This is a genomic window from Halioglobus maricola, assembly GCF_009388985.1.
GTDB classification, from domain to species: Bacteria; Pseudomonadota; Gammaproteobacteria; order Pseudomonadales; family Halieaceae; genus Halioglobus; species Halioglobus maricola.
In genome coordinates this window covers 2,626,717-2,639,583 of the sequence record NZ_CP036422.1, presented here as the reverse complement: position 1 = coordinate 2,639,583, position 12,867 = coordinate 2,626,717, and the positions used below count along the sequence as shown (strand labels likewise).

13 protein-coding genes are annotated in these 12,867 nt (G+C 55.9%); 4 read left to right on the top strand and 9 right to left on the bottom strand.

Annotation, left to right across the window (positions count from 1 at the left end; translation table 11 throughout):
• The first annotated feature begins 16 nt into the window (after positions 1-16).
• Positions 17-1,240, top strand: a complete 1,224-nt coding sequence (gene manD, locus EY643_RS11970; RefSeq protein ID WP_153239460.1) for a D-mannonate dehydratase ManD — start codon at positions 17-19, stop codon at positions 1,238-1,240.
• Between the two features lie 72 nt (positions 1,241-1,312).
• On the opposite strand, the gene yegS is transcribed toward manD, so the two are convergent.
• The 7 genes from yegS to EY643_RS11935 all read right to left on the bottom strand — a co-directional run bounded on the left by yegS (position 1,313) and on the right by EY643_RS11935 (position 7,055).
• On the bottom strand, positions 1,313-2,215 hold the full coding sequence (yegS, locus tag EY643_RS11965) for a lipid kinase YegS (protein ID WP_153239459.1): 903 nt from the start codon (positions 2,213-2,215) through the stop codon (positions 1,313-1,315).
• Between the two features lie 7 nt (positions 2,216-2,222).
• Positions 2,223-2,672 carry a phage holin family protein gene (locus EY643_RS11960; RefSeq protein WP_153239458.1) on the bottom strand — a complete coding sequence of 150 codons (450 nt, stop codon included), beginning with the start codon at positions 2,670-2,672 and terminating at the stop codon, positions 2,223-2,225.
• A gap of 9 nt (positions 2,673-2,681) precedes the next feature.
• Positions 2,682-3,002 (bottom strand): hypothetical protein, encoded by a 321-nt coding sequence (locus EY643_RS11955; RefSeq protein ID WP_153239457.1) that lies wholly within the window; start codon positions 3,000-3,002, stop codon positions 2,682-2,684.
• A gap of 92 nt (positions 3,003-3,094) precedes the next feature.
• On the bottom strand, positions 3,095-3,928 hold the full coding sequence (locus tag EY643_RS11950) for a CE1 family esterase (RefSeq protein WP_205743052.1): 834 nt from the start codon (positions 3,926-3,928) through the stop codon (positions 3,095-3,097).
• A 122-nt stretch (positions 3,929-4,050) separates the two neighbouring features.
• Complete coding sequence (gene cls, locus EY643_RS11945; protein WP_170287381.1) at positions 4,051-5,466, bottom strand: cardiolipin synthase; 1,416 nt, start codon at positions 5,464-5,466, stop codon at positions 4,051-4,053.
• 127 nt (positions 5,467-5,593) lie between these two features.
• Complete coding sequence (locus EY643_RS11940; protein WP_153239454.1) at positions 5,594-6,436, bottom strand: lipoprotein N-acyltransferase Lnb domain-containing protein; 843 nt, start codon at positions 6,434-6,436, stop codon at positions 5,594-5,596.
• Positions 6,437-6,548: 112 nt separating this feature from the next.
• Positions 6,549-7,055, bottom strand: coding sequence for a 2,4'-dihydroxyacetophenone dioxygenase family protein (locus EY643_RS11935; protein ID WP_153239453.1), 507 nt, complete (start codon positions 7,053-7,055; stop codon positions 6,549-6,551).
• Between the two features lie 207 nt (positions 7,056-7,262).
• On the opposite strand from EY643_RS11935, the gene EY643_RS11930 reads away from it, so the two are divergent.
• Both EY643_RS11930 and EY643_RS11925 read left to right on the top strand, forming a co-directional pair.
• Entirely contained in the window at positions 7,263-8,801 is a 1,539-nt protein-coding gene (locus tag EY643_RS11930; RefSeq protein ID WP_170287380.1) for an Lcl domain-containing protein, read from the top strand.
• A gap of 105 nt (positions 8,802-8,906) precedes the next feature.
• Positions 8,907-10,277 carry a DsbA family protein gene (locus tag EY643_RS11925; protein WP_153239451.1) on the top strand — a complete coding sequence of 457 codons (1,371 nt, stop codon included), beginning with the start codon at positions 8,907-8,909 and terminating at the stop codon, positions 10,275-10,277.
• A 3-nt stretch (positions 10,278-10,280) separates the two neighbouring features.
• Here the strand turns inward: EY643_RS11925 and EY643_RS11920 are convergent, their stop codons facing one another.
• Positions 10,281-11,066: an enoyl-CoA hydratase/isomerase family protein gene (locus EY643_RS11920; RefSeq protein WP_152662412.1), complete on the bottom strand. Its 786-nt coding sequence runs from the start codon at positions 11,064-11,066 to the stop codon at positions 10,281-10,283.
• 5 nt (positions 11,067-11,071) lie between these two features.
• Positions 11,072-12,142, bottom strand: coding sequence for an MBL fold metallo-hydrolase (locus EY643_RS11915; RefSeq protein WP_152662411.1), 1,071 nt, complete (start codon positions 12,140-12,142; stop codon positions 11,072-11,074).
• Positions 12,143-12,297: 155 nt separating this feature from the next.
• On the opposite strand from EY643_RS11915, the gene EY643_RS11910 reads away from it, so the two are divergent.
• Positions 12,298-12,846, top strand: coding sequence for a histidine phosphatase family protein (locus EY643_RS11910; RefSeq protein ID WP_152662410.1), 549 nt, complete (start codon positions 12,298-12,300; stop codon positions 12,844-12,846).
• Positions 12,847-12,867 lie beyond the last annotated feature (21 nt).

The window sequence follows — 12,867 nt, the reverse complement described above, 5'->3', positions numbered from 1 at the left end:
GAACAGGAAAACTATTTTGAAAATTACACATGCTGAAGTATTCGTTGGTGGCCCCGGCAAGAACTACGTTACCTTAAAGATCATGACCGATGAGGGTGTTTACGGCCTCGGGGATGCCACCCTCAACAATCGCGAAACCCTCCCAGCCCAATATCTGACGGACTATCTGATTCCCTGTCTTATTGGCAAGGATCCGATGAACAGCGAGGATATCTGGCAGTACTTTTATCGCGGTGCCTACTTCAGACGCGGGCCAATTTCGATGGCGGCGATTGGCGCGATTGATATGGCGCTTTGGGATATCAAGGGAAAAGTGGCCGGCCTGCCAGCCTATCAGTTGTTTGGTGGCAAAAGCCGCGATGGCGCTATGGTTTACGCTCACGCCACTGGATCAGACCTGGAGGCCTTGCTCGATACGATCGAGCACTACCAGTCCCAGGGATACAAGGCGGTTCGGGTGCAATGCGGCATCCCTGGAATGCCAGCCGGAGGCTACGGAATCTCTGGCAAGAATGACGATAGCAAACACTTCATTACCCAATACGGCACGCTGCCAGATGAGGAGATCTGGGATAGTGAAAAATACCTGAGGTATATGCCGCATGTTTTCGAGAAAATTCGAGATCGCTTCGGCCCGGAGTTGAAGGTTCTACACGATGTCCATCATCGATTAACCCCCCGGGAAGCCGCTGCCTTCGGCAGGGAAGTTGAGAAGTACAATTTGTTCTGGCTTGAAGACCCAACGCCCGCGGAGGATCAGATGGCTCTTAAGCTTATCAGGGAGCACACCACAATTCCGATAGCGATAGGGGAGGTGTTCAATTCGCTCTGGGACTGCAAGGATATGATCGAGCAGGAACTCATCGACTTTATCCGGGTATCGGTTACCTATGCTGGCGGCATTACCCACGCCAAACGGATCGTCGAGCTGGCCGCCATCCATCACGTTAGAACAGGCTTCCATGGGGCACCCAGTCATTCCCCGATCTCAATGGCCGCCCAGGGCCACCTCAACGCCTGGGCTCCCAATTTTGGCATTCAGGAATATCTGGTGCTGGGAACCCCTGAGTGCGATGCTCTGTTTCCCTCTGAGCACCGCTGCGAAGACGGCCAATTTCTTATCAGCGATGCGCCGGGGCTAGGCGTAGATTTCGATGAGAATGAGGCGCAGCGCTACAGCTACGAGCGCCGCTATCATCCAGTGGTACGTCTGGAAGACGGTACGATGTGGAACTACTGAGAGCTGTTGTGCTCGGAGCGCGATACCGTTCCTGTCACTTGCGATCAGTAGACAGGTTCCCGAGCTTTGCTCTTAATACACCACGTTAAGCGCGTGCTCGAGTACAGAGAAGTTCAGTTCTTTTGAAACAACCGGCTCCCCATCCAGATTAATATGGACGGGGGTCTCTGCCTCTATCCTGAACGCGGGTGCCTGCACATAGCGCAGGCGTGTGTTGGCGGGATTGAGCGGGTCCTTGAGCTCGGCCAGGGTGGGCCCGGGCTCGGTGATCACGGAATCGGTCAATATCATGAGATCCAGGAGGCCGTCTGCGGGATCTGCGGCCGGAGCGACCTCAAAGCCACCACCTGCCAGGCGATTGTTACCGACCGCCATCAATACCATGCTCCCTTCAATGGGTGCCTGGCCGGGAAGATGAAGAGACCCTCGGTAAGGCTTCATCTCCCAGATTTTGATCAATCCGTTGAGTGTATACGCTGCGCCACCCAGATGACGTTTGACGTCTTGAGGCGTCGTCGCAGTCACCTGGGCTCCGAAGCCGCCGCTGGCTACATTGATGAAGTGTCGGCCATTCATAATACCCAGATCCATCGGCTTCGCATCGCCCGTGGCGGCGAGGTAGAGACAGGAATCCAGATCTTCACAGGGCAAGCCAAGGCCGTGAGCCAGGTCATTCGCGGTGCCCAGCGGCAGGATGCCCATCGTGGGACACTCGTCGTGTTCTGCATGGCGCACCAGTGCGTCGGCGATGGCATTGAGCGTGCCGTCGCCGCCGCCGGCGATCAGGCGCTGGTGACCCGCGGCAATGAGTTCACGCACTACGCGGGGCTTGTCCTTCTTGTTCCAGGGAATGCGTACCTTGAGATCAATACCTCGACTACGCACTGCTTTCACGGCGGCCTTTACTTCAGGCCGGTTCGCTGATTTTCGGTGCAGCACCAGTACCGGTTGTTGTTTGCGTTTTCGCTTGCCCATCTCAACGCTATCCCTTTTTCAGCAGGCCAATCAGGAATTTCAAGGTACTGGCACCGCGGTTGACACTTTCGCCTATCGCAGTGACTTCACCAGTGAGGTGTTCAAGCCGGGCTTTAACTTCATCGACATCTTCGCTTACCTCACGATAGGCCAACTCACGGAGCTCTCTGGCCATGCGCTCTTCGCCTTCAGAGGGGCCCGCTTTGCGACTAGCCGAGATGACCAAGGCAGCAATGACCCCGTTGGCGATGGCCATGATTAAGGCTGCCATCGCAGGGCTGACACTCGTGCTCAGGGCCAGGTAGCCTGCGAGATTGAGCATACCCAACCCAAGTAGGGCCAAGACCAGGGCGAAGGCCAGATAGCCTGTGCGAGTGGCGGCGCGGCGGGCATAGATTTCCGTTAGCGCCAGTTCCGCCCGGGCGAGCAGCTGCAGTTTGAATACCGGATCAGACATGATGTTCTCCTAACTTAGTTTCCCGACCATCACGCCGAGAGCAAATATTGCAAGAATGCTTGATGGCTTGGCATCGGACAGGTCTTCATTGAACCCCTCCAGCCATTCACGCCCGAATTTCTGTATTTTTTCCATAGCGATTTCCGGATCGAGTTCACCGTTTTCATCCAGCCAGTCGCTGAGTGCCTCGGGTATGGTATCGACGCCGGGCGCGTCGGTTTCAACCGGCACAGGCGGGGGAGTGGTTGGCGCCGGTGCACTTAGACGTGCTTCACGCACCTGCTCTAGCTGCTGCTTAAGCGCTGACAATTCTGCGGCTGTATCAGGCATCGGTGCCCTCCATCGAGTTCTTGAAACTCACGCATGTCCGAGCCAGTGTAGCTTGAGACAGGAGCGGAACATGGATTATTGCTCGCATCGTATCACTGATTCCCTGGGCCGCCCCATAAAGTAGTTCCTTTGGCGGCAATATTGTCGTCAAGAAAGTCCAGCAGCGCTCCGGTAAATTGCTTATTGAACAAGGGCGCGTGGCTCGCTGCGTTAATTTTCCAGAGCTCCACGTGAGCGCCTGAATCGCAACCTTTGCGCCACTGATAAACGCCAGTCTCTCGTCCAGCGATGCCAGCTTCGAGGTCGATGTTGGGCGCCTTTTCCGGCGGCGACTGGCAGCCATTACGGGCAGCCCATGTCTCTGCTGTATCCATTGCCCCTTTATACTGACTGCCGGCCAGCATCCCGCCCGAATACAGAATCGTGAGATCGAGAGTGCCGTGTACCTGCAGAACGCTGACCCTCCCGTTCACCATGCAAGGCGAATTATAACTATCCATCGAACCGGCAATGCTCACGATAGCGGCGAAAGTGTCTGCCTGATCACAAGCGAGCTTGTGTGCAAGAAACCCTCCATTTGAGTAACCCACCAAAAAAACTCGCTCCGGATCAACCTTGAAACGCTCTTTCGCCTCATTCACCAGCTCCGTGATATAGGCAGCATCATCTACGGACGCGTTAAAGAAGTTGCAGCAGGCTTCGCCCGAGTTCCAGAATCGAGAGCCGCCTGCGTCACGTGTACCGTTTGGATGGGCGTAGAGATAGCCGCGTTCGAGTGCCGCCGGTTTAATATGCAGGTAGGCATCCTGAAGCCGGCCATCGAGCCCAAAGCCATGGAGCAGGATGAGTAGGGGCGCTGGCCTTCCATCGTGATAAGACGCAGGGATGAACAGTTGGGTTGGGCGTAAAGTATTGGCAGAGAGCACGGCCAATGTATCGGATGATTTTTCTTGTGTGCTACAGCTTGTGATAAGTAGCAGCAAAAGTAGGTGAGTGAGCAGGCCTATACGGTGAGAACGCCAAAGAGGGCAAGCCTGTTCAGGGCGGCTCACAGCACCGGCGCCAGCAGCGCTGCAGTGCGAGCCTGGAGGCGATCCAGAAAAGGTTGATCGCGCAACCGGTAATCTGAGGCCTCTGTCGAATTGCCAAAGTCTTGCTCCAGCATCGTTTCCACCTGGTTCGCGAATTCGCTGTCGGCAACAGCGCCGGATACTTCAAAGTTCAGGCGGAAAGAACGATTGTCGAAGTTTACAGTGCCAATGATGGCTGCAGCGCTGTCTATCAGGACAACTTTCTGATGCATGAAACCCTTCTCATAAAAGAAAATTCGGGCTCCCATATCGGCGAGTTCACTGAGATAGACATTGGCTGCTTGTCGAACGAACCAATTGTCGTTCAGGCGCGGAGTCAGAATACGGACCTCGGTGCCTCTGAGCAGCGCGAGGCGCAGAGCAACCATGGTTGCTTCGTCAGGTATGAAATAGGGAGTGGCAATCCATATGCGCTCGCGGGCGAGATTAAGAACCGTGGTAAAAAACAGGCTGGCGGTTTCCAATTCATCTGCAGGCCCGGATCCCAGAACCAGGGCCGGTTTGCCTGCGGCCTCTGTCGGATATGGCCGCCAGGACAAGAAGTCCAGAAACTCTCTCGCAGCCCAGTACCAATCGGAGACGAAAATTGCCTGAGCCGTCACAGCGGCCGGGCCTTCGATTCGCATGTGGGTGTCTCGCCACGGCGATAGTTTGGGGTCCAGCCCCAGGTAGTCGTCGCCGACGTTGAGGCCCCCAAGCCACGCCACTCTGCCGTCAACGACGACGATCTTTCGGTGATTCCTGAAGTTCAGCTGAAAACGATTGCGGCGGCCCTGACGAGTGTTGAAGGGTCGCACGCTGATATTCGGCGCTACCAGCGAGGCGGCATTCTCCTTGGCGAGTGAACTACTGCCGAGCTCGTCATAAAGTACCAGCACCTTAACTCCCTCGCGGGCCTTGCGAATGAGCTGTTCTTTAAACCGATTGCCCACCCCGTCGAGGCGCAGAATGTAGAATTGAAATAAGACGTAGTCAGTTGCGGCCTCTATTCCGGCCTCAATACTTTCAAAGGTGTTTTGGCCATCGATTAGTAGCTCGGTGTGGTTCCCAGTGACGAACTGGAAGTTAGCCAGCCTAGTGATCGCGGCATATTCTGGCATTGATTCAGGCGCTTGTACCTGCAACGGTTTGAATTCTTCCAGTGCCTCATCGAGAGGCTTTCGTATCGCGTCCGATGCCTCTTGCCATGCGTTCACATACCCATGAAATCGCGAGCGTCCGAGTACCCAGTAGGCCGGCACAGACACAATTGGAAAAACGAGCAGGCAAACCACCCAGGCGATGGCACCTTGCGGGGTTCGAGTTTCCAAAATAGCGTGAACAGCGCTGACGATGCCGAGAATAAAGGATAGCGCTACAATGAATGCGATCATGTGTTGGCTCGTGGGAAGACGCTGATAGCAGACTAGCTGCTGCGCTCCTTGTTGGAAAGGCATTTCGCTATGGCGCTCGACGAAGAGTACGAGCTGTGGTGAGCACTACTGCTGGCCGAAGCCAGCGTCAGGGGCACGCGGCAATGTGCTGGGGCATTAAATCGTGCCAGCCGCAGCGTATAACTTCCGAAAAATCGGCAGATTCTGCTGTGGTGTAGTCGGCGTGTATCGTCGCCATCGCCCGGGCCTGATCGAAGGGCACAGTATCGGGCGTCATACCAAAGGCGTAAGTTAAACGATCTGTTCGACCTGGCAGCAGTATACGCGCGTCGTGCCAGCTGATTTCTGCAAATCTTGCTGAGTGCTGCAACAGGCTGGTGAGGCAGTTATCCAGAACGGTATTGTAAAACTGTGGCTCTAGTCTGGCCTCGTTCGCATCCTCCAGTAACCACCGTAGCGCTATTTCCGGCTCATCTTTGTGTTTGGCTATCACCGGATACAGCAATACTTTTTCTTTGCGATAGTGGCTTCTGAGACCGATGACATCAGATTCCGTGCTGAGTACGTAGATCTTGGTGTACTGCCTGAATAGTCCCAGTACCGGGCTATAGTTCTGCTCAGGGGTCAGCCTGGCTTCTACTGACAGGGCCAGATTCTGTCCGTCGCTAAACTCAAAGCTGAGAAAGGAGTGAGCCAGCCCGCTCGGGCCGAAATGTGAGAGCCCGAACCACATGCGCTCCAGTTTATTCAGGTCATATGCAAGAGAGCGATAGTTTTTCTCGAGGATTTCTCCATTGCCCGCATAGCGAAAATCGCGCACATTTTTAACCCGAAGGGTTCTGCCTTCAAACTTCGCCTCCGGTGTGAGCGAATGCTGTGGTTGCCAGGGGCCAGAGTTTCCGGGTTCCAGCTGAGACAGGTATATAGCACCTGCCAGCAACACGAGAAAAATAGCTGCGATCAACTTCAAATCGATCTCTCCCAACGACTTTGTGGCGGCTTGTTAGCGATAGCCGGAGCGGCCAGCAACCGAAGGCCTGGCCTATTCATGGATAACTGTCCTCTGTCGCGCTAGGCTCTGGTTACTCACTCGTGAATTTTGCATTGCCCCCGGGGCGGATGTAACGCGGTGAAGGTATGCCCTGGGCCTTGGCCGCTTCCAACACCATCATCTCAATCCAGCCGGCATCCATGATGTTCAGGAAATTACCTTCATCGTCGAAATTGACGTTGCAGCCGTTGATGATCATAAATCCGTCGGCGCCTTCACCTTCGGCGTCAGTGGCGAAAGTGTGTATCGAGCCACCGGGCTCATACAGGTAGCAACCGGCAGTTTGAGGCTGGTCCGGGTACTCGAGGTAGTGCCAGCTACCCGCGGTGGTATAGAAATGAACGGTGCCGGTGTGAAAGTGTTTCGGCAGGACGATGCCAGGCTCGAATTTGGCCCGAATCACCCACAGTCCGTTCTCGGCATCCAGAAACAGCGGCCAGATGTGAACGCCCGGGAGTGCATTCTCGATGAGAGGCAATTTGCTGGTGTCCAGGGTGAGCAGAAAGTCCTGGTGGTTGAAGGGTTCGGGCAGTGCCATGACGTGTTCCTCGTTTCTTTTACGGAATAGGGTTTAAGGGCTTGGTTACACTATAGCTTGCCGGGGGCAAACCGGAATGGGCAATTCTGGAATTTTAACCGGCGGCCGATTTGCCTCACAGACTTGCCAGGCGTACGCTGAGAGAGCTGAATAAAAATACTTATAATCAGAGAAATGATGACCTTCAGATCACTCGCTGTCTTAACATTGTCCGTTTCGTTATGCGTTGCCTGCTCCGATACGAGTGACAGAGCCACTCCTGTAGCGCCCGAGCCCGTTCCTCAGGAGAGCGAGGTATGGCTGGACGAGGTCACAGGCCTTCACTGGCAGCTGTACGGTAAAGGGAGCGATAACCCAGAGTTTCTTGGCATCATCCCTGCTGAAGCCTACGAATATTGCCAGCAGTTGGAAGCTGGGGGCTATAGCGACTGGCGACTGCCAAGGTTTGCAGAGCTTCAGAGTATTCTTGTCGGAAATCCTGCAGTTGAGGCAGGGGGAGAGTGCCGGGTAGGTGCGCCCGGCGCGGGTACCAGCGACGGCATTACGCCGGCCTGTGCAAGCACAGCTGCTGAAGGCGAGTACGGTGGCCCGGGGCTTCAGGGTTGCTATTGGAAGGAAGGACTTAAGGGTGCATGTGATCGGATAGATCCCTTTGGCAGGCACCCTTACGAAACCCTGGCGGCGGACCCGGCGAATGACAAGCCCGACAATTGGATTTCATATATCACTTTTGCCACCGGCGCTGCAGGATACAATCACGCCTGCAGCCTCGCCGAGGTGCGCTGTGTTCGCAGTGATGAGCCGTCAGCCCCCTGTGAGTTGAACGGGCAGCCATGTCACGATTTTTACCGCAGCGTGGCTCATTGTGAGCAAGACCTGACAAGCCAGGCGGATACCTTGCGTGTGACAGTGACGCTGCCTGGGCCGCTGCCGGTTGAGCAGCCCTATCAGTTGTTGGGTTTTCTCTATGAGTCCGGACCCAACTGGTATCCGCCTATTGGCCCCCCGGCAGGGGGCACCGATTATAACCAGGTCTTTTTCGCTGACGAGGGTGCCCCCATTTTCGACGAAACCACGCCCTTTGTGATGGAGATTCCCGCGACAACGTACTATCGGGAGGCACTCCTGGAAGGCCAGTTTCAATTGTTTTTCATGCTCCAGAGCGTGAATGTCTTTCCGCCCATTCCTGTGGATGGAGACTTTGTTTACGGAGAGGGTGAAGCGGCGATAGCGTTTCCGCTCAATGGCGCTGAACATAGCGCAGGTATGCTGGAGCTTGAAGTTGAACTCTCACTAGTCGGCTGCCCCGACGATACCCCAACCGCCTGTCGTGACGGGAGTTGTGCGGTGGATGAAGCTGCGTGTGAATTAACCAGCCTTTGTCCAGAGAGCAGCAGTTGTCACCCCGATTGCCCTGGAGACGATGACATACTCAGTTGTGTGTACGAGAACGGCTTTGATGCCGGTGCGCTCACGGTCATCGACTATCCCCTGGCGGAGGGGTGGAATGAGAGCGACGCCCTCGAAACCTGCGCTACCATAGCAGGGGTAAACAATCCTCGTATTGTGCACGGCGGTGGGCAAAGCGCGCTGGTGCAACAAGGCGGAAGCGCTAGCGGCCGCTGTGTCGTAGAGCAGGACAGCAAGCACTATTTCCTGATGGACGTGGGCGATATTGTCTGTAATTTCGCGGGTGGCGTGTGGGAGTCCACCGGGCCCTACTGTGAAAGCTACGCTACCCCTTGAAGAGTCCGGGCGCTTTGGGTGATGATATGGCACTTCTACTGTCAGTAATTATTCTGGCCTACCGATTTCATTGGGTCATGGCTGAGTAACCCGGAGACGTAACTTATGGCGGAGCAATTCAAGGATCAGGGAGGGCTTGCCTCCATGGACCCCAGTCCTTTCGTGCGCTGGATGAGTTCGCGCGTCGTCGGGCGGATCTGCAATTCCCGGCGCGTTCAAAAACAGCGGCAGAAAGTGGAGCGTGCTCGAGTCAAGGCGGGCGAGGGGCATGTGGTGGAGTACTTCCATCAGACGGACGATGGTTATAGCCACCTGACCGCGCAGATACTCCAGCAGTTGTGCCAGCGCTACGATATTGAACTTGTGTGCCACCTGGTGCGTGGGCCCCTGGGCAAAAACTCAGCCGAGCCTGAGCTGCTGCTACAGCTGTCGCGCTATGACGCCTTTCATGTGGGGCCAGAATATGGCCTGCAGTTTCCCGAGCACCCCCAGCCTTTGGATCAGAGCCAGGTGGATTTGGCGACATCAGTGTTGGCAGCACAAGAGGCCGAGGGCTTCATCGAGTGCGCAGCCTATGTTGGCGACGCGCTCTGGTCCGGCGATACGGCGCGGCTTCAAAGCCTGGCCGATAGCCTGGGCCGTGCCAGCGACAACGAACGTGAAGCGTGCCTGGACGCAGGTACTGCCCGGCGTACCGAGCTAAAACACTATTCGGGAGCGATGTTTTACTACAGCGGCGAATGGTACTGGGGCGTCGATCGTCTCTACCATCTGGAAAAGCGTCTTGCGCAACTAGGTGCCGATCGCGAGCCTGGTGGGGAGCTACTGGTGCCTCGTCCTGATGCGAAAGCAGGGCCGCTAAAAGACAACGGTAGTCTCACGCTCGAAATCTATCCTTCATTACGCAGCCCATACAGTGCGATTGTGTTTGATCGCGCAGTGAAGCTAGCCAATGATTCTGGCGTAACGCTATCGGTGCGTCCCGTGTTGCCCATGGTGATGCGCGGCGTGCCTGCCACGCGGGAAAAAGGCCTGTATATTTTCTCGGATACCGTGCGGGAGGCGGAAGAGGCTGGTGTGCCCTACGGCAATTTTTACGATCCGATTGGCGACCCAGTGCGGCGCTGCTATTCCCTTTATCCCTGGGCCTGCGAGCAGGGCAAGGGTAATGAGCTCCTGTCTAGTTTCCTCAGTGCGGCGTTTGCGCAGGGTATCAACACGAACAACGATCGAGGCCTGCGCAAAGTTGTGGAAGCTGCGGGGCTCAGCTGGTCCGAGGCGCAAGAACATCTCGGTCAGCCGGGTTGGGAGGAGGTCGTAGAGGTAAATCGTCTGGCTATGTATGACGCAGGCCTCTGGGGCGTGCCCAGTTTGCGCTTATTGGACGAACAGGGCGAGCAGCTTCTGGCGCTCTGGGGGCAGGATCGACTGTGGCTGTTTGCCCGTGAAATCCAACGCCAGTTAGAGCAAAGGTAAGCGCTAGCCCTGATTAAAGACAGGTTTACGTTTTTCCAGAAAGGCGAGCATGCCCTCCTGCTGGTCGGGCGTGCCGAAGGTGCCCATTACGGCTGCCCGTTCGGCTTTGAGCAAGTCCGCCAGATCGCGATCTTCACTGCCAATCACCACGTCCATTACACCTTTTACCGCTGCGGCAGGTTGCGCCGCCAGTTCTTGCGCCAGATCTATGGCACGCTGCTTAAGCTCTTGCAGTGGCCAAACCTCATGTACGAGACCGATGCGCAAGGCTTCCGGCCCGGAGATTTTTTTCCCGCGCAAAATCAGGTCCAGAGCGTGATTACGCCCGACGCATTTGCTCAGGCGAGCGCTGCCGCCCCAGGCAGGCACTGTGCCCAGGTCCATTTCCGGCAGGCCAATTTGCGCGCCTTCTTCCGCTGCCAGGCGGAAGTGGCAGCCCAGAGGTAGTTCCAGGCCGGCTCCCAGACAATAGCCGAAGAGGGTGGCGATCCAGGGCTTACCCATGTTCTCGATAGCCGCAATCAGTCGCAGGCGCTGGTCGAAGAACGTCTCGGGATCGCCCGCCCGCTGGATACCTTCAGGAAGCTGTTTAAGGTTCATACCGACTGAGAAGTTTTCCAGCCCTTCCGCAGTGATAACCACTGCGCGTATGCCGTCGTCGTTGGCGATATCGTTTACCAGGGTTTCCAGTTCGTCAATGAAGTCCAGGGTCATGCGATTGCGAGGCGCGTCATTGACAGAGATGATCGCGACGGGGCCTTCCAGCTTGAACAGCAGTGATTCACTCATGCTGTCTACAAACCTTTTTGGGTCAGTTTGATCTCATCGCTATTGGCGGGGAGGGTGAAGCTGACGCCATCTTGACCGACGGTGTAGTTCGGGAAAATATCTTCTGCGCCATTCAGAAACAGTGCTGTCTGCCCTGGAATAATCAGCGGCGGCACGATGTGGTAGTACAGCAAATGTCCAACACCCGCGTCTCGTGCCGTCTCTGCCGCTTCCACCGGGCTCGCGTGGTAGTCCAGAATGTCGTAGGTGATTTTGGCGATGATTTTGTTGCCTTGCTTGGTCGCGGCGTCATTCATCATGTTGACTAGATTGGGGGCCAGAGCCTCGTGGACCAGCAGATCAACACCTTGAGCGAAATGTTCGATATTGGCCTGCTTGGTCGTATCGCCAGAAATCAGTATTGAGCGCCCCTTGTAGGTGAAGAGATATCCCACAGCGGGTTCTACCGGGGAGTGGTCGACTGCCAAGGCTTCTACCTTGACGCCTTCGCCTTCATATACCAATGCCAGCTCACCCATGGCGGGTTTGTCAAAGGGCATGGCTTGCATGCCCGCAGCGCTCATTGGCGCGACTGTGTCGCCGTGATGCTCGTGTCGATAAGTAAAATCTTGTGCATAAGCGGCGTTGAAGCCGTCGACGATTTGCTCGACACCGTTCGGTCCATAGACAGGCAAAGGGGCGCTGACATCGCCGCCAGCCCAGCGCAGCGTGCTCAATTCACCGAGCCCATCGATGTGATCTGAGTGAAAGTGGGTGAGGAACACGGCTTGTACGAAACCTTGTTGGTATCCCATTCGGCCGAGGTTGCGAGGACTGTCGGTGCCCGCGTCCACCACGAAAAGCTGCTTGCCGGCAATCACTGCAACACAGGGCCCAGAGGCGTTGGGGGCAGGCAGAGGGCCGCCGGCGCCACACAATGCCAGGTGTAGGCCATCCTCCAGGTCCGCGATTTTGTCGGCGCCCATGGCCGTCTCAAGGCCTTTCTCCAGCAGGATCGTTGCGATGCTGGCTCGCTGGCTATAAGCGATGACAGTCAACACGGCCAAACTAACAAGTACTACAATGATCTTCTTCATGAAACAGTTTTCCGGAAATCATGTTCAGGTCGCGAGCATAAGATGTGGCACTACCTGTGTCAAATTGCAAAGAATAGAGGACAAGGTGCGATTTAGGGGTCGCTGGCATTCGTTATAGAATGTGTTCTTTCCCCGGGTAAGAGAATGGCAGTGGCATGGATATCTATCTAGTTCGGCATGGAGAGGCAGCGACGGATTGGGGCAAGTCTTCCGACCCTGGGCTTAGCGAGCTGGGCAGGGAGCAGGCCAGAGACACAGCTACAGATTTGTTGACGCTACTTCCGGATAATGTGAGCCTGCTTAGCAGCCCACTGCTGCGCGCCCGGGAAACGGCACAGGCTTTGGCTGAACTGATGGATAAGCCTGTGGTTGTCGACGATACCTATCGCGAAATTCCCGCTCGCGTAGCGTTGACAGAGCGCAAGGCCTGGCTTGGTGCATTTATGGCGGGGGAGTGGAGTGATCAACCAGACTACTTAATCGCCTGGAGAGATGCGCTACACCAAGAGCTTGCCTTGCTACCCAACACTACGGTCATTTTTAGCCATTTTCTTGCCATCAATGCCATCGTCGGCAAGTTGACCGATCGCTCGGAAACGGTCTGCTTCTATCCCGACAATGCTTCCGTAACACATTTTAAAATATCCAACGGCCAGCTAGAACTGGCATCCCTGGGCCAGCAAATGCAGACCGTGGTCAACTAGTCGCCGCGCTTCGGTCTGCTA